Origin of the sequence: Corallococcus sp. EGB, assembly GCF_019968905.1 — a bacterium.
Classification (GTDB): domain Bacteria; phylum Myxococcota; class Myxococcia; order Myxococcales; family Myxococcaceae; genus Corallococcus.
Genome location: NZ_CP079946.1, coordinates 5236571 through 5256782 on the forward strand (window position 1 = coordinate 5236571; position 20212 = coordinate 5256782).

Annotated in this window: 4 protein-coding genes (1 of these 4 only partly in view); all 4 read right to left on the reverse strand. The window is 71.4% G+C overall.

The genetic code is table 11. The features are described 5' to 3' along the window. Tightly spaced (each overlapping or abutting the next), the 4 genes in view from KYK13_RS21680 to KYK13_RS21695 form a layout consistent with a single transcriptional unit that may run on beyond the window. Complete coding sequence (locus tag KYK13_RS21680; protein ID WP_223632372.1) at window positions 1-1440, reverse strand: glycosyltransferase; 1440 nt, start codon at window positions 1438-1440, stop codon at window positions 1-3. Further along, window positions 1437-9143, reverse strand: a complete 7707-nt coding sequence (locus KYK13_RS21685; protein WP_223632375.1) for an amino acid adenylation domain-containing protein — start codon at window positions 9141-9143, stop codon at window positions 1437-1439. The genes KYK13_RS21680 and KYK13_RS21685 overlap by 4 nt, the downstream gene beginning before the upstream one ends. Beyond that, on the reverse strand, window positions 9140-13696 hold the full coding sequence (locus KYK13_RS21690) for a type I polyketide synthase (RefSeq protein ID WP_223632378.1): 4557 nt from the start codon (window positions 13694-13696) through the stop codon (window positions 9140-9142). The genes KYK13_RS21685 and KYK13_RS21690 overlap by 4 nt, the downstream gene beginning before the upstream one ends. Then, a protein-coding gene (locus tag KYK13_RS21695; protein ID WP_255653948.1) for a non-ribosomal peptide synthase/polyketide synthase crosses the window boundary here: on the reverse strand, window positions 13689-20212 show its 3' portion. 9682 nt of this gene lie beyond the right edge of the window; only the last 6524 of its 16206 coding nucleotides appear in the window; its start codon lies beyond the right edge, outside the window; its stop codon occupies window positions 13689-13691. The genes KYK13_RS21690 and KYK13_RS21695 overlap by 8 nt, the downstream gene beginning before the upstream one ends.

The following is a 20212-nucleotide window of genomic DNA, read 5'->3' on the forward strand; positions in this document are numbered from 1 at the left end:
TCAGCCGGAGACGTGGCCGTCGGGACGCAGCGTCAACACGCCCCGGGAGAACAGGCCTTGCAGCAGCGCCTGGTCGGACTCATTCATGTCGCTGAGCACCTGGCCCATGGAGCGCTCCCGCGAGGCCTTGAGGATGGCCAGCTCGCGGGGCTCGAGCGTCTGCCGCTCGAAGTCGCTGACGACGCGCCCTGTCTCCTCCTCCAGGCGGCGCACCATGGGGCTCATCTTCACGCGCAGCGACTCGAAGGGCCGGGGCGCCGGCCGCGGCGCGTCCAGGTGCGCCAGGGCCTTGCGCCAGGTACGCGTGAAGCTGTCCCGGTCGTAGTTGCGCGCGATGAAGTCGCGGCCCCGCGCGCACTCCTGGGTGACGCGGCCGCGCGAGCGGACGTCCTCCAAGATGGCGTTGGCGACCTCCTGGAAGGAGAACGGATCCCCGAAGGCCATGTCCACGTTGTCGAAGACGCGGATGCCGTGATCCGGCGGCACGCTGAAGCGGTTGTTTCCAATGCCGTTCGTGTAGACCGGGCACCCCTGGTACACGGACTCCAGCGGATAGAAGCCGAAGGGCTCCGGGTAGACGTTGAAGGACAGCCCGAACTTCGTGAGCGAGAAGAGCTTGAAGAGCGCGGCCTGGTTGAGGAAGCGCACCGGGATGAGGAGGTCGGAGAGCTTGAACCCCATCGCGTCCAGCATGGACCGGGCGGCGCTCACGTCGAACGGGAAGCCGTGCGTGTACGAGTAGTCGATGAGCGCGAAGTCCTCGGCGTCGACGATGAGCCGGTAGCGCGGCCCGTTCGCCTCCCGCGTTTGCAGGTTGAGGTGCACGAGGATGTTGAGGACGGCGTACCAGTCCGGCTTGCGGGGCTGCAACGCGTGGCCCAGCACGTCACCCGCGTCGAGCGCCTCCTGGACCTGGGACGGGAGCTGCGAACCCTGCATGCGGGCGTCACCGGAGGCGCTGGCGACGCAGGGGAGCCCCGCGTGGAAGTCCACGACCTTGTCGAAGCCGGATGGATCCAGGCAGGTGCGACGCTGCACGTCGGGCAGTGTCAGCAGGCTGATGAGCGCCTCGCGCATGTAGGGGGAGTAGGTGGTGTAGAGGTCCACCGCGGGGTTGCCCAGCCAGAGCGACTGTCCGCCCACGAGCCCGTGGAAGAGGACGACGGAGCGGCGCGCGATGCGTGGGCCCGGAGGGTGGATCCACAGGCCCTGATCACAGAAGACAGCGAGGTCCGCGGGGGGCTCCGCCAGGATGCGGCGCAGCCGGTCCGCGGTCGCGACCGGCATGGGCGTGTCGGTGTTGCTCAGCCGGTGCTTGAAGTAGGCCGTCACCGTGTGCCCTTGCGCCTTGAGGTCCTCCTGGATCAGGCCATTGACGACGCCGCCGGCGGTTCGGAACGGCTCGGACTCCATGAAAAGGTTGACCCGCTGCTGCGTCATGGCTGGTTCCTCGAGGTGGATGGGGGGAAGGCGTCACAGAAGGATTGGAGGACCTGCCGCCACGCGTGCAGGAGCTCGGCGATGGTGTCCGTACGGAACAGGTCGACCTTGTATTCGAGCGTGGCGATGAGTCCGCCCGGCGTGTCGGAGACGCCGAGCTTCAGGTCGTAGAGCGTCCAGCCCCGGCTGCGCATCAGGGGCCGCACTTCGAGGCCGGGCACCTGGGGAGCGTTCCCTTCGCGGTCGGAGAAGGTGAAGCCGATCCGGCAGAGCCCGGGCAGCACCTTGACCAGCTCCGAGTGAGGCAGCCCCTGGTGCGCGAATGCCTCCAGGTAGGCCGTGCGGACGCGGGCCAGCGCCTCGCGCGGCGCGAGCCCTGGCTCCATCCGCGCGCGGATGACGAGGTAGCCGGCGAACATGCCGATCAACGGCTCCAGCTCCGGGCGCGGACGCTGGGCGTGCGCGAAGCCGACGCGGATGTCCTCCTGGTTCGCGCGGCGCGACAGCAGGACCTGGAACGCGGACAGCAACACCATGAAGAGCGTGACGCCTTCAGCGCGGCAGAGCTGCTTCAGCCGGGCGACCAGCTCCGGCGGTAGGACGAGGTCGAGGCTCGCCCCGCGCAGCGACGCCTTCTCCGGCCGAGGGAAGTCCAGGGGGAGCCGCACGTCCTCGGGGGGCCCCGACAGCGTCCGGGCCCAGTACGTCCGCAGGTGCTCCAGCGCGCCGTCCCTCAGCCACGCGCGCTGCCACCGGGTGAAGTCCTGGTACTGGATGGGCAGCTCCGGCAGGGGCGACTCGCGGCCCTCCCGGAAGGCGGCGTAGAGCACCGCGAGCTCACCCGCGAAGACGGAGAACGACACGAAGTCGGTCACCGCGTGGTGCATGTTGACCAGCAGCACGTGCTGTTCGGCGTCGAGCCGGTACAGGTGACACCGCAGCAGAGGGCCGCGCTCCAGATCGAAGGGGCGGTCCATCTGCACGCGTGCGCGGCGCAGGGCCTCCGCTTCCCGCTCCGCCGCGGGCAGTGCATCGAGCGCCTCCACCTCGAACGGGACGGGACCGGGCGGCAGGATGTGCTGCCGTGGTTTTCCATCCACGGTGGGGAACGCGGTGCGCAGGCTCTCGTGACGGCGGACGATCTCCTCGACGCCGCGCTTCAGGGCGGCCGCGTCCAGCATGCCGCCCAGGCCCAGCACGACCGGGGATGCGTTGTGCACGCTCGCGGCGCCCCCCTGCTCCGGAGACCAGTAGACCTCCTGGCTGAACGACAGCGGGAGCGTGTCGGTGGGCGGCGTGCGCTCGACGGGCGGGAGCGGCTTCGCGCCCTGGTTGGTACCGGATGCCTGGAGGAGCTCCGCCAGCGCGGACACCGTTGGGCGTTCGAAGAGATCCGCGAGCGCGAGCTCCCTGCCGAAGAGCGCACCGATCCGCGTCACGACCTGGGTCGCGATGAGGGAGTGGCCACCAAGGTCGAAGAAGTTGTCGGTCAATCCGACGCGCTCCACCTTCAGCAGCTCCGCCCACTGGTCCGCGATGAGCTGCTCCACGGGAGTGCGCGGCGCGGTGAAGGCTTGCGCGCGCGGCGTGGCCTCCGCCGTCAGCGCGGGCAGCTTCGCCCGGTCCACCTTCCCGCTCGCCGTCAGCGGCAGCGCCTCCAGCCTCCCGTACGCCACCGGCACCATGTGCTCCGGCACCCGCTCGCGCAGCCATTCTCTCAGCGCGCCCGCCTCCACCTCCCCCACCACGTACGCCCACAGCTTCGTCCCCCCGGCCTCCTTCCTCGCCACCACCGCCACCTGCTTCACCCCGGGGTGCGTCCCCAGCACTCCCTCCACCTCCCCCACCTCCAACCTCATCCCCCGCACCTTCACCTGCCCGTCTCGCCGGCCCACGTACTCCACCTCCCCCTCCTCGCCCCACCGCACCAAATCCCCCGTCCGGTACAGCCGGCCTCCCGCCTCACCGCTGAAGCCATCCGGGACGAAGCGCTCCGCCGTCAGCCCGGGCTGCCCCAGGTAACCCCGCGCCAGCCCCGCGCCTCCCACGTACAACTCGCCCACCACCCCCACCCCCACCGGCCGCTGCGCCTCGTCCAGCACGTACAGCCGCACGTTCCCCAGCGGCCTGCCCACCGTCACCCGCTCCGCCTTCAGTGACGCCGCCACGCTCGCGCACACCGTCACCTCCGTCGGGCCGTACCCGTTGAGCATCCGCCGCCCTTCGCTCCACTTGCGCACCAGCCCGGGCGACACCGCTTCCCCCGCGGAGATGAGCGTGCGCAGTCCTTCCAGCCCTCCGTCCTCCACCTGCCCCAGCACCGAGGGCGTCAGCGTCGCCACCGTCGCGCCCAACTCCTTCACCGTCGCTTCCAGCGCCCCTCCCGGCATCAGCGCTTCGCGCGGCGCCACGCACACGCTCGCCCCGGCCGCCAGCGTCGAGAAGACCTCCGCCACCGACGCGTCGAAGCCCGGCGAGGCGAATTGCAGCACCCGGTCCTCCGGCTTCACGCCGTGCGCTTCGGCCACCGCGTGCGCCATGTTCGCCAGGCCCCCGTGCCGCACCATCACCCCCTTCGGCTTCCCCGTGCTTCCCGACGTGTACAGCACGTACGCCAGCGACTCCGCACCCACTCGCTTCGCGAGCCGCGTCTTCGGCTGCTTCGCGACCCGCGCCGAATCCACGAACGCGAGCACCGCGTTGCCCGTGGGCAGTTCGTCCGCCAATGCCTCACGCGTCAGCACCACGGCGACGCCGGACTCCTCCAGCAGCTCGCCCACCCGCAGCGCCGGCAGCGTCACGTCCACCGGCACGAAGGCTCCTCCCGCCTTCAGCACCGCCATCATCCCCACCACCCACTCCACCGACCGCTCCACCAGCAGCCCCACCCTCACCTCCGGCCCCACTCCCAGCCCCCTCAACTGGTGCGCCAGTTGGTTCGCCCTCTCCTCCACCTCCCGGTACCTCACCCCTCCTTCCCTCGTCCTCACCGCCTCCGCTTCCGGCGTCGCGTCCACCACCGCCTCGAAGACTTCGTGCCCACACTGCTCCTTCGCGCCGTACGCCTTCTCCGTCCGGTTCCACTCCTCCACCACACGCCGGCGCTCCTCCAACCCCATCCACTCCACCTCCCCCACCCGCTGCTCGGGCTTCTCCACCAGCGCCTTCACCACCCGCTCATAGCCCTCCATCCACCGGCGGACCGTCCGCTCCTCGTACAGGTCCGTGCTGTACTCCCACACGCCCGTCAGTCCTTCCGCTCCCTCCGTGAACGAGACGATGAGGTCCAGCTTCGCGGTGCCGGTCTCGAAGTCGACGCCCCGGAGGCTCAACCCCGGCAGCCGCAGCTCCGGCACCGGCGCGTTCTGGAGCAACAGCTTCACCTGGAAGAGTGGCGCGTGGCCCAGGCTGCGCTCCGGGTTGATCGCCTCCACCAGCTTCTCGAAGGGCACGTGTTGATGCGCGTATGCCGAGAGCGTCGTCTCACGCACCCTGCCGAGCAGTTCCCGGAAGCTCGCGCTCCGCTCCACGCGGGTGCGCAGCACGAGCTGGTTGATGAAGAAGCCGATCAGCCCCTCCACCTCGCGGTGATCGCGGCCCGCGACGTCCGTGCCAATCACGATGTCTTCGCGGCCAGCCAGGTGGGACAGCAGGGCGTTGAAGGCCGCCAGCAGCACCATGAACGGCGTGGCGCCTTCGCTCCGGGCCAGACGCCGGACGCCCGCCTGGAGCTCCACGGGCATGCGCTGGACCCGGTGCGTACCCCGGTACGTCTTCACCGCGGGACGCGGGTGATCCGCGGGCAGCTCCAGCAGCGCGGGTGCCCCGTCCAGCCGCGCCTTCCACCAGCCCAGCTCCGACGCCAGGTGCTCCTCGTTCAGCCAGCTCCGCTGCCACGCGGCATAGTCCGCGTACTGCACCGTCAGCTCCGGGAGCGAGGGCTGCTCACCCGTGAGATACGCCGGATAGAGTTCCCCCAGCTCCCGCAGAAGGAGCCCCGTAGACCAGGCGTCGGAGATGATGTGGTGCATCGTCAAGAGCAACACATGCTCCGTTTCGCCGAGCCTCAACAGCACCGCGCGGACCAGGGGCCCCTGCGACAGATTGAACGGCTTCCGGGCCTCCGCCTCGGCCAGACGCAGCACTTCCGGTTGACGCTGTGACTCATCCAGCGAGGTCAGGTCGCGCACCTCCAACGGAAGGTGTCCCTTGGCGTGGATCTCCTGCACGGGCGTCTGCCCTGACACGGGGAACGTGGTGCGCAGCACTTCGTGCCGGCGGAGGATCTCCGCGAAGCACCGCTCCAGTCCCCCTACGTCGAGAGCGCCCGACATCCGCACCGCTGCGGGCACGTTGTAGAGCGGGCTGCCCGGCTCCAGTCGATCCAGGAACCACAGGCGCTGCTGCGCGAAGGACAGCGGCAGCTCTCCCGCTCGACTGACGGAAACCACCGGCGGCATCGCCGACGCACCTTCGCTTCGCGCACGGAGCGTCTCCACTCGGGCCGCGAGCAGCTCGACCGTGGGCGCATCGAAGACCTGCTGGAGCGGCAGCTCCACGCCGAAGAGTTCACGCAGCCGTGAGACCACCTGGGTGCCAATGAGGGAGTGGCCACCAAGGTCGAAGAAGTTGTCGGTCAATCCGACGCGCTCCACCTTCAGCAGCTCCGCCCACTGGTCCGCGATGAGCTGCTCCACGGGAGTGCGCGGCGCGGTGAAGGCTTGCGCGCGCGGCGTGGCCTCCGCCGTCAGCGCGGGCAGCTTCGCCCGGTCCACCTTCCCGCTCGCCGTCAGCGGCAGCGCCTCCAGCCTCCCGTACACCACCGGCACCATGTGCTCCGGCACCCGCTCGCGCAGCCATTCTCTCAGCGCGCCCGCCTCCACCTCCCCCACCACGTACGCCCACAGCTTCGTCCCCCCGGCCTCCTTCCTCGCCACCACCGCCACCTGCTTCACCCCGGGATGCGTCCCCAGCACTCCCTCCACCTCCCCCACCTCCAACCTCATCCCCCGCACCTTCACCTGCCCGTCTCGCCGGCCCACGTACTCCACCTCCCCCTCCTCGCCCCACCGCACCAAATCCCCCGTCCGGTACAGCCGGCTCCCCGCCTCACCGCTGAAGCCGTCCGGGACGAAGCGCTCCGCTGTCAGCCCGGGCTGCCCCAGGTAACCCCGCGCCAGCCCCGCGCCTCCCACGTACAACTCGCCCACCACCCCCACCCCCACCGGCCGCTGCGCCTCGTCCAGCACGTACAGCCGCACGTTCCCCAGTGGCCTGCCCACCGTCACCCGCTCCGCCTTCAGTGACGCCGCCACGCTCGCGCACACCGTCACCTCCGTCGGGCCGTACCCGTTGAGCATCCGCCGCCCTTCGCTCCACTTGCGCACCAGCCCGGGCGACACCGCCTCCCCCGCGGAGATGAGCGTGCGCAGCCCTTCCAGCCCTCCGTCCTCCACCTGCCCCAGCACCGAGGGCGTCAGCGTCGCCACCGTCGCGCCCAACTCCTTCACCGTCGCTTCCAGCGCCCCTCCCGGCATCAGCGCTTCGCGCGGCGCCACGCACACGCTCGCCCCGGCCGCCAGCGTCGAGAAGACCTCCGCCACCGACGCGTCGAAGCCCGGCGAGGCGAATTGCAGCACCCGGTCCTCCGGCTTCACGCCGTGCGCTTCGGCCACCGCGTGCGCCATGTTCGCCAGGCCCCCGTGCCGCACCATCACCCCCTTCGGCTTCCCCGTGCTTCCCGACGTGTACAGCACGTACGCCAGCGACTCCGCACCCACTCGCTTCACGGGCCGCGTCTTCGGCTGACGGGCAATTCGCTCACGGTCCCCATCCAACAGGACCAGCACGGCGCTTCCGGTGGGCAGTTCGTCCGCGATCGCTTCGTGCGTCAGCACCACGGCGGCGCCGGACTCCTCCAGCAGCTCGCCCACCCGCAGCGCCGGCAGCGTCACGTCCACCGGCACGAAGGCTCCTCCCGCCTTCAGCACCGCCATCATCCCCACCACCCACTCCACCGACCGCTCCACCAGCAGCCCCACCCTCACCTCCGGCCCCACTCCCAGCCCCCTCAACTGGTGCGCCAGTTGGTTCGCCCTCTCCTCCACCTCCCGGTACCTCACCCCTCCTTCCCCCGTCCTCACCGCCTCCGCTTCCGGCGTCGCGTCCACCACCGCCTCGAAGACTTCGTGCCCGCACTGCTCCTTCCCGCCGTACGCCTTCTCCGTCCGGTTCCACTCCTCCACCACACGCCGGCGCTCCTCCAACCCCATCCACTCCACCTCCCCCACCCGCTGCTCGGGCTTCTCCACCAGCGCCTTCACCACTCGCTCGTAGCTCTCCATCCACCGGCGGACCGTCCGCTCCTCGTACAGGTCCGTGCTGTACTCCCACACGCCCGTCAGTCCTTCCGCTCCCTCCGTGAGTTGGAGGCTCAGGTCGAGCTTCGCGAGCCCGCTCTCCATCATGATCGGACGCAGCGCGAGCCCGGGGATGCGGACCTCCGCCAGCGGCGCGTTCTGGAAGTTGAACGAGACCCGGTAGAACGGCGTCTGCCCGGCCTCGCGTCCCGGCTGGAGCGCCGCGACGATCTGCTCCAACGGAATGTCCTGCCGCGCGTAGGCTTCCACGCACGTCTCGCGGACGCGCGCGAGCAGCTCCCGCAGCGTCGGGTTGCCCGACAAGTCCGTGCGCATCACCACCGTGTTGACGAAGAAGCCGATCAGGCCTTCCACCTCGCGGCGGTTGCGGCCAGCGACGGGCGTTCCCACCGCCACGTCATGCTGTCCGGACTCGCGCGCGAGCACGACCTCCAGCGCCGCCAGCAGCACCATGAAGGGCGTCAAACCCTCCTTGCGCGCCAGGCCCTTCAGCCCCTCCCATGGGCCCTGCGGCATCCGGAACGGGAGCGCCCCGCCTCGCACGCCGGCCCCTCCCCGGGGACGGTCCGCCGGGAGATCCAGCATCTCCAGTCCCTCGAGCCGTTCCCGCCAGTACGCGAGCTGCTTCTCCAGCACCGCCTGCTGCGCGCTCCCTCGCTGCCAGGTCGCCCAATCGGCGTACTGGAGCTTCAGCGCCGGGAGCGCGGCCGGGCGTCCGTGGCTGAAGGCGTCGTAGAGCGCGATCACCTCGCGCACCAGCACACCCATGGACCAGATGTCGAAGACGATGTGGTGCAGCATCAGCACCAGCACGTGGTCGTTCGCATCCAGCCGGATCCACGTCGCACGCAAGAGGGGCCCGAGCTCCAGATTGAACGGGAGCAGCATCTCCGCCTTCGCCAGCCGCAACGCCTCCGCGTCCCGCTCCTCGCCGGGCAGGGCCCGCAGGTCCACCGCGGACACCCGCAACTCCTGCGCCGGGGCGATGCGCTGCACGGGCTGTCCACGCTCCTGCACGAACGTCGTGCGCAGCACCTCGTGGCGGTCGACCAGCGCCTGGAGGGCGCGCTGGAAGGCATCGACGTTCAGCGGCCCGTTCGCGCGCAGGACGATGGGCAGGTTGTAGAGCGCGAGGCCCGGCTGGAGCTGATCGATGAACCACAGCCGCTGCTGAGCGAACGACAGCGGCGGCGGCGTGGACCTGTCGCGCGCGGGGATGGCGTCGGGCGCGGATGCCCCCGCCGCCTCCTGCTTCAACCGGCGCATCAGCTCTTCGCGCTTCTCCGGGGAGAGGTTGCCAAACCGCTGGACCAGCCCGCTCATGGTGCCTTCTCCATCTCCGCCAGCAGTGCTTCGAGCCGGCCCGCGTCCACCTGGGATGCCTGGGCCTCGAGGACCGCGTTCACCACTCCCATCACCGTGGGCGTTTCAAACAGGCCCCGGATGGACACCTCCACGGAGAACAGCTCCCGCAGCCGCGACACCACCTGCATGCCCAGCAGCGAGTGGCCGCCCAGTTCGAAGAAGTCGTCGTGGATGCCCACCCGGTCCACCCCCAGGAGCTCCTGCCAGAGCTCCGCGATCTGCCGCTGGATGGCATCCTCCGGAGCCACGTACGGGGTCCCCAGCGCGGGCCGCGCATGCGCCGACGAGGGACGGGCCCGCGACGTACCGCCGGTGCCCTCCGCCGCCGCTCCAGGCTCCGCGGGCACGTTGCCCCGCGACCTTCGCGCCGACAGGTCTCCCGTGGAGACGAGGATGCGGCCGGCTTCTCCCAACCCGAGGATGCGCTGGAACGCGCGCGCCCCTTCCTCCAGCGTGAGGCCCAGCCGCCCCGCCTCCTCGGTCCAGCCGTCCCAATCGACCGCCAGCCACGGCGTGCCGCCCTGGCGCGCCTGCTCCGCGGCGAAGGCATCCAGGAAGTGGTTGGCGGACGCATAGGCCGCGAAGCCCAGCCCCCCCAGCACCGTGGACAGCGACGACTGGAGCATCACGAAGTCCAGCGCTTCGGACTTGAGCGCGCGCGACAGCGCGAGGAGGCCGTGGACCTTGGCCTCGAACAACAGTCCGCACCGCGACGGCGCCACCTCGGAGACGAGCACGTTCGCCGGCGTGCCGACCACACCCGCGGCGTGGATGACGCCGTGCAGGGCGCCGAAGCGCTCGCGAGCCTGGGCCACCATGCGCTGGCAGTCCTCGTCGCGGGTCACGTCCGCCGACACGAGCAGCACCTCGGCCCCCTGCCGCTCCAGGTCCTCCAGGGCGCACAGCTTGCGCGACGTGGCGTCGTCGGGGCCGTGCTCGGCCTGCCACGCGGCCCAGGCGTCACGCGCCGGCAGCCGGGTGCGTCCCACCAGCACCAGCCGCGCCCGCGCCTGCGTGACCAGCCGCGACGCGAGCGCCAGGCCCATGCGGCCCAGGCCTCCGGTGATGAGGTAGACGCCGCCGTCGCGCAGCAGTCCGCGGGTGGACACGTCCGGCAGGGACACCGGCGCGAAGTCCTCCACCCAGCGATGACGGCCTCGCAGCGCCACCACCGCGTCGCGCGGGTCCGACTCCAGCTCCGCCACCAGCGCGTCCAGCCACAGGCGCGCGCCGGGTCCGCCCTCCTTCGGAGGCACCGGGATGTCCACCGCGCGGCAGCGCCAGCCAGGCCCCAGTTCCTGGGGCAGGACGCGGCACGGCCCCAACGCCAGGGCCTGCGCCGGATCCAACGACTCCTCGCCAGTGACGTCGTGAGCGCCAGCGGTCACGACGGTCAGCGACGTGACCGCTCCGGGCCAACGGGCCTCCATCGCGCGCGCCAGATACAGAGGCGGATAGAAGCCCCGAGCAAGCGCCGCCTCCACGCGCGCCGCGCTCCCTGGGGCGTGGTCCGCGAGCGCCCACCCATCCAGGAACGCCACGCGCTCCGGCCGTGTCTCTCCCAGCGCCTCCAGCAACCACGCGTGGTGCTCTGGCCGGGTGCCATCCAGCGCGAAGCGGCCAGGCCCCAGCGGCAGGAAGTCGCTCCCGGGCACGACCTCCACCACGGAGGCGCCGCCGCGGCGCAGCCGCTCCGCGACCGCCGCTCCCGGCCCGTCCACGAAAAGCAACCATCCGCCGTTCGCGCTCGCGGGCTCCTGGCGCCGGGCCTGCTTCCAGGCAGGCGTGTGGAACCAGCCCGCGGACTCCGGCCGCTTGGTCACCCTGCCGCGCGCGTCGGGCGCGTCCTTCGCGGATACCGCCTCCACCCAGTAGCGGTGGCGCTCGAAAGGATAGGTGGGCAGGGGCACGCGCCGCCGGGCTTCGGACGCATACAGCTTCGTCCCGTCCAGACGCACCCCGGACAACCACAGCCGCCCCGCGGCGCTCAGCAGGGCGTCCAGGTCCGAGCAGGACTCGTGGGCGTGGCGCATGGACGCGACCACCACCTCCGGCGGCGGAGAGGCCCGCCGCGCCAGCGTCGCGAGCGTGTTGCCCGGCCCGACCTCCAGCAGCGCGCGCGACGGCTCCTCCAACAGCGTCCGCATTCCTTGCGCGAAGCGCACCGGACGGCGCAGATGCTCCACCCAGTACTCCGGGCTGCATGCCTGCGCGGGGGTGATCCACGATCCGGTGACGTTGGACACCCACGGGAGCGTGGGCTCGGACCAGCGCACCGCGCGGAGGCGCTCCGCGAAGGCGCCCAGGATGGGCTCCATCATCGACGAGTGGAAGGCGTGCGACGTGTGCAGCCGCCGGCACGCGACGCCACGCTGTTCCAGGCGCGCGGCCAGGCGGTCCACGGACTCCAGTGGCCCCGATACCACGCACATCGAAGGCGCGTTGACAGCCGCCAGCGACAGGTCTGGCGCCAGCAGGTCCTGGACGTCGGCCTCCGGCAGCGACACGGAGAGCATGGCGCCCGGGGGGAGCTGTTCGATGAGCGCTCCGCGAGCGGCGATGAGCGACAACGCGTCCTCCAGCCGGAGCGCTCCCGCCAGGCAGGCCGCGACGTACTCCCCCACGCTGTGTCCCAGCATCGCCCGGGGTTTCACGCCCCAGGCCATCCAGGTGCGGGCCAGCGCATGGGACACGACGAAGAGCGCGGGCTGGGTGAGCGCCGTCCGGCGCAACTGGCGCTCCGCCTCCACGTCCCCGGTCCGAGCCAGCAGGAGCTGACGCAGGTCCAGCTTGAGCATTGGCGCCAGGAGGTCACAGCACGTGTCCAGGTGCTTGCGGAACACCGGGAGCTGTTCGTGGAGGCCGCGCGCCATGCCCGCGAACTGGGCGCCCTGTCCCGGGAACAGGAAGGCCGCTTGACGCTCCACGGCGGTCTCGTGACAGGTGAGCAGCCGGGACTCATCGCGCGAGGCGAGCACCCGCCGCGCGTCCTCACCGTCGCGGCAGACCAGCGCACGCCGGTGTTCGAAGCGGCGGCGGCCCACCATCAGCGTGTGCGCCACATCCGCCAGCTCCAGGTCCGGATGCTGCTCCAGATGGGACGCGAGCTGTCCTGTCGCCGCGTCCAGCGCTGCTTCGCTGCGCGCCGAAAGCAGCAGCAGGTGCGACGTCCGCGCGGTGGGCGCGGTCGCGTTGGCGGGCGCCTCCTCCAGGATGACGTGCGCGTTGGTGCCGCCGATGCCAAAGGAGCTGACGCCTGCCCGCCGCGTCGTGCCGCGCGACTCCCAGGGGCGCAGCGCGGCGTTGACGAAGAACGGGCCGGCCGCGAAGTCGATGACCGGGTTGGGGCGTTCGAAGTGCAGGCTGGGGGGAAGCTGATGGTGGCGCAGCGCCATCACGACCTTGATCAACCCGGCGACGCCCGCGGCGGTGTCCAGGTGGCCGATGTTCGTCTTCAGCGAGCCCAACGCGATGGTGCCCGGCGCGTTCGCCTGCGCGCGGAAGGCCTGGTTGAGGGCGGAGACCTCGATGGGGTCGCCCAGCGGCGTCGCCGTCCCGTGGGCCTCGACGTACTGGATGTCCCCGGGCTTCACGCCGGCCACACCGAGCGCCTCGGAGATGACGGCGGCCTGGCCCTCCGCGCTCGGCGCTGTGTAGCCCGCGCGCCCCGCGCCGTCGTTGTTGACCGCGGAGCCGCGGATGACGGCGTGGATGGTGTCCCCTTGCGCAAGGGCGTCCGACAGCCGCTTGAGGACGACGATGCCCGCGCCCGAGCCGCGCACGGTGCCCTGGGCCCGGGCGTCGAAGGCGCGGCAGTGCCCGTCCGGGGAAAGGATGTCTCCCTCCTGGGCCAGGTAGCCGGCGCGCTGCGGAAGCGAGAGGGACACCCCGCCCGCGAGCGCCAGGCTGGACTCGCCCGACAGCAGGGACTGGCAGGCCAGGTGGACGGCCACGAGCGACGAAGAGCACGCGGTCTGCACGGCGACACACGGCCCCCGCAGGCCCAGCTTGTGCGCGACGCGAGTGGGAAGGAAGTCCTTCTCGTTGCTGATGCCCACCTGGTACGTGCCGACCGCCCCGAGCAGCTCCCGCTGGGGGATCAGCTGCGAGTAGAGGTACGCGGGCGCGCCGGTGCCGGCGAACAGGGCCACCGCCTTGGGCCAGGACTCGGCGTCATAGCCCGCATGCTCCAGCGCCTCCCAGGCGCACTCGAGGAAGAGCCGATGCTGCGGGTCGAGGAGCTCCGCCGCGCGCGGACTCATGCCGAAGAAGGCCGCGTCAAACGTGTCCACGCCCTCCAGCGGATAGGCCGCGCGGACGTAGCCCTGCCGGGAGGAGAGCGCCGGGTCCACGCCAGCCGCCTCCAGGTCGCTGTCGTCGAGCGCGACGAAGGACTCCACGCCGTCCCGCACGTTGCGCCAGAGCGCGTCCACGCTCGCCGCGCCAGGGAAACGGCCACTCATGCCGACGATGGCGACGGCTTCCTCCGAGGCTTCGGCCTGCTCACTCATCGGCATCCTCCTGCGTCATCACTTCGAGCTGCTGCCGGACCCGCCGGCGCTGACCGGCGCGCGCCCGGCGCTGCGCGAACTCCTCCACCGTGGCGGCCTCATCCGGCGCATCCGCTGGCTCCGAGCGATCCCGGACACGCGCCACCAGCGCCGCGATGCTCGAGTACTGGAACAGCTCCGCGAGCGGCACCTCGACCTTCAGGAGCCCGCGCATCCGGCTGTGCAGTTGCACCAGCGTCAGCGAGTTGCCGCCGAGGTCGAAGAACCGGTCCTCCAGGCCGACACGCTCGACGCCGAGCACTTCCTGCCAGAGGGCCGTGAGGCTCCGCTCCAGCTCCGTCGTCGGAGGTACGAAGGCTTGCGCGCGCGGCGTGGCCTCCGCCGTCAGCGCGGGCAGCTTCGCCCGGTCCACCTTCCCGCTCGCCGTCAGCGGCAGCGCCTCCAGCCTCCCGTACGCCACCGGCACCATGTGCTCCGGCACCCGCTCGCGCAGCCATTCTCTCAGCGCGCCCGCCTCCACCTCCCCCACCACGTACGCCCACAGCTTCGTCCCCCCGGCCTCCTTCCTCGCCACCACCGCCACCTGCTTCACCCCGGGGTGCGTCCCCAGCACTCCCTCCACCTCCCCCACCTCCAACCTCATCCCCCGCACCTTCACCTGCCCGTCTCGCCGGCCCACGTACTCCACCTCCCCCTCCTCGCCCCACCGCACCAAATCCCCCGTCCGGTACAGCCGGCCTCCCGCCTCACCGCTGAAGCCATCCGGGACGAAGCGCTCCGCTGTCAGCCCGGGCTGCCCCAGGTAGCCCCGCGCCAGCCCCGCGCCTCCCACGTACAACTCTCCCACCACCCCCACCCCCACCGGCCGCTGCGCCTCGTCCAGCACGTACAGCCGCACGTTCCCCAGCGGCCTGCCCACCGTTACCCGCTCCGCCTTCAGTGACGCCGCCACGCTCGCGCACACCGTCACCTCCGTCGGGCCATACCCGTTGAGCATCCGCCGCCCTTCGCTCCACTTGCGCACCAACCCGGGCGACACCGCCTCCCCCGCGGAGATGAGCGTGCGCAGCCCTTCCAGCCCTCCGTCCTCCACCTGCCCCAGCACCGAGGGCGTCAGCGTCGCCACCGTCGCGCCCAACTCCTTCACCGTCGCTTCCAGCGCCCCTCCCGGCATCAGCGCTTCGCGCGGCGCCACGCACACGCTCGCCCCGGCCGCCAGCGTCGAGAAGACCTCCGCCACCGACGCGTCGAAGCCCGGCGAGGCGAATTGCAGCACCCGGTCCTCCGGCTTCACGCCATGCGCTTCGGCCACCGCGTGCGCCATGTTCGCCAGGCCTCCGTGCCGCACCATCACGCCCTTCGGCTTCCCCGTGCTTCCCGACGTGTACAGCACGTACGCCAGCGACTGCGGCGAAACGGTCTTCGTGGGGCGTGTCTTGGACTGCTTCGCCAGCTGCACCGCGTCCGTATCCATGAGGACCACGGGCGTGTGCGGATTGGGAATGAGCGCCGCGTGGCGCTGCGACGTCAGCACCAGCGCGACGCCGGACTCTTCCAGTAGCTCGCCCACCCGCAGCGCCGGCAGCGTCACGTCCACCGGCACGAAGGCTCCTCCCGCCTTCAGCACCGCCATCATCCCCACCACCCACTCCACCGACCGCTCCACCAGCAGCCCCACCCTCACCTCCGGCCCCACTCCCAGCCCCCTCAGCTGGTGCGCCAGTTGGTTCGCCCTCTCCTCCACCTCCCGGTACCTCACCCCTCCTTCCCTCGTCCTCACCGCCTCCGCTTCTGGCGTCGCGTCCACCACCGCCTCGAAGACTTCGTGCCCGCACTGCTCCTTCCCGCCGTACGCCTTCTCCGTCCGGTTCCACTCCTCCACCACACGCCGGCGCTCCTCCAACCCCATCCATTCCACCTCCCCCACCCGCTGCTCGGGCTTCTCCACCAGCGCCTTCACCACTCGCTCGTAGCTCTCCATCCACCGGCGGACCGTCCGCTCCTCGTACAGGTCCGTGCTGTACTCCACCGAGCCCGCGAAGCCGTCCTCCTGATCCGTGAGGGAAAGCGCGAGATCGAACTTCGACGCCTGACGCGACAGCGCATACGGCTCCGCCGAAAGGTCCGGCACCGCCCACGGCGTCACGGGCGTGTTCTGGAGCGTGAACAGGACCTGGAACAGCGGGTGCCGTGAGAGATCCCGCGCCGGCTGCAACGCCTCCACCAGCTTCTCGAACGGCACGTCCTGGTGCGCGTACGCTCCCAGCGTCGTCTCCCTCACCTGCCCCAGCAGCTCCCGGAAGCTCCCTCCTCCCTCCACCCTCGTCCGCAGCACCAGCGTGTTCACGAAGAAGCCGATCAGCCCCTCCGTCTCCGCTCGCTGCCTCCCCGCGATCGGCGTTCCCACGCTCACGTCGTCCTGCCCCGCGTGCCTCGACAGCACCACCTGCCACGCCGCCAGCAGCACCATGAATGGCGTCACGCCTTCCTTGCGCGCCAGCGCCTTCACTGCCTCCGACAACGGCCGCGGCAGACGCACGTCCAGGCTCGCACCCGCGGCAGAAGGCACGACGGGCCGGGGCTTGTCGGTGGGTAGCTCCAGCGCCGCGGGCGCTCCCGCCAGCCGCTCTCTCCACCACCCCAACTGCTCCTCCAGCGCTCCGCCTTCCAGCCACTCCCGCTGCCACGCCGCCCAGTCCGCGTACTGCACCTCCAGCGCTTCCTCTCGCCCCTCGGCCCCCTTCACCTTCGCCTCGTACGCCCTCCCGACCTCACGCACCATCACGCCCATCGACCAGCCGTCCGACACGATGTGGTGCATCACCACCACCAGCACGTGCTCCCCTTCCCCCTCCTTCACCACCAACGCCCGCAGCAGCGGCCCCTTCTCCAGGTCGAACGGCCGTTGCGCCTCCTCCTCCGCGACCCGCGCGGTCTCCCGCGCACGGTCTTCCCTCCCGCTCACGTCCACCGTCCGCAGCGCGAAGGATGCATCGGTGGCGATGCGCTGGAACGGACGGCCGTCCACGGATCCGAAGGTCGTTCGGAGCGCTTCATGTCGCTGGACGGCGAACGTGAACGCCTGCTCCAGCGCGACCACGTCCAGCGGCCCCTTCAGCCGCAGCGCGGCCTGGATGTTGTAGGCGGCGCTTCCCGGCATGAGCCGGTCCAGGAACCAAAGACGCTGCTGCGCGAAGGACAGCGGCAGGGGCTCCCCTTCGCTGCGGGAACGCGGCGGAATGCGGGCCAGGGCCTCGGCTCCCGTCCGCGCGCCGAGCGCCGCGTCCAGCCACTGCCCCAGCATGGCCACCGTGGGGTGCTCGAAGAGCTCCCGCAGCGGCACCTTCACCGGGAACACCGTGTGCAGCCGCGACACCACCTGCGTCGCCAGCAGCGAGTGGCCTCCCAGCTCGAAGAAGTCGTCGTCGCGGCCCACCCGGGCCACGCCGAGCACCGACGCCCAGATGCCCGCCAGCAGCTCCTCGGTGGGCGTCCTCGGCGCGGTGTCCGTGGACGAGGATTCGCCCGCCTCCACCGTCTCCGGCAGCGGCAGGGCCTCCCGCGCCAGCTTGCCGTGAGACGTGAGGGGGAACGACGCCAGGGGAACGATCGCCTGCGGCACCATGTAGTCGGGCAGCCGGTCGCGCAGCACGCGCCGCAGCTCCCACGGGTCCACGCGCGCTCCCTCCCGCGCCGTCACGTAACCCACGAGCCGCGCGTCGCCGGACACCGTCCGCACCAGCACCACCGCGTCGCGCACGCTCGGCTGGGCACGCAGCGCGGCTTCGATCTCTCCCAGCTCGATGCGGAAGCCGCGCAGCTTCACCTGCTGGTCGATGCGGCCCAGGTGCTCCAGCTCGCCCGTGGAGCGCCAGCGGCCCAGGTCGCCCGTGCGGTACAGCCGCGCACCGGAGCGGCCGGAGAACGGATCCGGCACGAAGCGCTCCGCGGTCAGCGCGGGCCGCTTCAGGTAGCCCCGGCCGGGACCTTCACCGCCCACGAACAGCTCGCCCGGGACGCCCGCGGGCGCCAGTTCGCCGCGCGCGTCCAGCACGTACACCTGGAGGTCCGGGATGGGCACGCCCACGCTGCTGGGCTGCGCGCCGGCAGCGTCCTGGGCCGTCAACGGACGGTAGGTCACGTGGACCGTCGTCTCCGTGATGCCGTACATGTTCACAAGCTTCGGCCGCGCGTCGCCGTGCCGCTCGAACCAGGCCCGGAGGCTGGAGAACTCCAGCGTCTCGCCACCGAAGATGATCCACCGCAGGCTCGACGCCCCCGAGGCCCGGGCCGCGTCCGCCTGCACGAACTGGAGGAACGCGGACGGCGTCTGGTTGAGCACCGTCACGCCTTCGTCATGGACCAGCGCGCGGAAGGACTCCGGCGACCGGCTCACCAGGTACGGGACGATGACCAGCCGCGCGCCATGGATGAGCGCGCCCCAGATCTCCCAGACGGAGAAGTCGAACGCGTACGAGTGGAACAGCGTCCACACCTCGTCCGGGCCGAAGGAGAACCACGGCGCTGTCGCGGTGAAGAGCCGCGTCACCCGGGCGTGATCGATCTGCATGCCCTTGGGCCTGCCCGTCGAGCCCGAGGTGTAGATGACGTAGCAGCCGTGCTCTGGCGTCGCCGTGGGCGCCAGATCATGCGTGGGCGCTCTGGCAACCTGGTCCCAGTCCGAGTCCAGCCGGAACACGGGACGGTCCGCCGGCAGCGTCGGGACCAGCCGCGCCTGCGTGAGCAGCAGCGGCACGTCCGCGTCCTCCAACAGGAAGGCGAGGCGCTCCGGGGGATAGGAGGGATCCAGCGGGACGTACGTGCCACCCGCTTTGAGGATGGCGAGCAGGCCCACCAGCATCTCCAGTGAGCGCTCCACGCACAGGCCCACGCGAACCTCGGGCCCCACGCCCTGCTTGCGCAGGTGGTGCGCGAGCTGGTTCGCCCGCCGGTTCAGCTCGCCATATGTCAGCGACTCCCCCTCGTACGTCACCGCCACGGCGTCCGGGGTCTTCGCGGCCCAGGACTCGAAGCGCTGGTGCACGTTCGGCGCGTGCTCGAACGCCGGGGCCCGGGGCTGGCCCCAGGCGAGCACCTGCTGGCGCTCCGCGGCGGACAGCATGGGCAGCGCGTCCAGCCGCGCCTCCGCGTGCGACACGAAGGACTCCAGCAGCGTGGCCAGGTGCCGCAGCATCGCGTCCGCGGACTCCGGCGCAAAGCGGCCCACGTCATGCAGCAGCTTCAGCTCCAGCTCCCGGCCCGGGACGACGACGCAGGTGAGCGGGTAGTTCGTCCACTCGCTCACCACGAAGCCTCGGACCTCCAGGTCCCGCGCCCACTCCCACACCGCCGAGTCGAGCGGGTAGTTCTCGAACACGAGCAGCGCCTCGAAGAGGGAAGCCCCGCGCGACAGCCCGCTCCAGCCCTGCACCTGCACCAGCGGGCTGAACTCGAACTGCCGCTGCTCCGCCTGCCGCTGCTGGAACGCCTGGAGCCACGGGCCCAGCACCGCGTCCGCCGGCATCCGGACCCGGACCGGCAGGGAGTTGATCAGCAGGCCCACCGTGGACTCGACGCCTTCGACTTCCGGCGGGCGGCCGGACACCGTCGCGCCGAAGACGACGTCCTCCAGCCCCGCGCAGCGCCCGAGCATCAGGCCCCACGCCGCCTGCACCAGCGTGTTGAGGGTGACCTGCTGCTGGCGCGCGAACTCCTGGAGCGCCGACGTCACGGCGCCCGACAGGGACAGCCGCCGCAGCATCCGCGAGTCGCTCGCGTGCGCCGCGCCCCGGTCCTCGGGCAGCGGCGTGGGCTGGGTGAGGCCCGCCAGCGCGTCGCGCCAGTAGCGCTCCGCGCGGCCCAGGTCCTGCCGCTGCAACCACGCGATGTAGTCGCGGAAGGTCGCGCCGCCGCCGCGGGGCAGCGAGCGGCCCTGACCGAAGGCCTCGTACAGGGAGAAGATGCGCCGCAGGAGCAGGCCCACGCTCCAGCCGTCCATCAGCAGGTGGTGGAAGCTCCACACCAGGTGATGCACGCGCGCGTCCACGCGGATGAGCGACATGCGCATGAGCGGCGCGTGCGTGAGCTCCAGGCCCCGCGCCCGGTCCTCCGCCCGGAGGGCCATGAGCCGTGCCTCCTGCTCCTCGGGAGACAGGCCGCGCCAGTCCAGCTCGCGCCAGGGCAGCTCGGCCCGGGCGAGCACCACCTGCAGGGGCCGCTCCAGCCCTTCCCACCGGAACGCGGTGCGCAGCACCGGCTCGGTCGCCACGGCCTCCTGCCACGCGCGGTGGAAGGCCTGCACGTTCAGGGGCGCGTGGAACGAACAGCTCACCTGTTCGAAGTACGCCCCCGACTCCGGCGACAGGATTCCGTGGAAGAGCAAGCCCTCCTGGAGCGGGGACAGCGGATACACGTCATCCACCGCCACGCCGGGCGGCAGGATGCGCTCGAGCGCGTCCGCGGACAGGTTCGCCAGCGGGAAGTCCGCCGGCGTGTAGCGCAGGGCGTCCGGCGTGG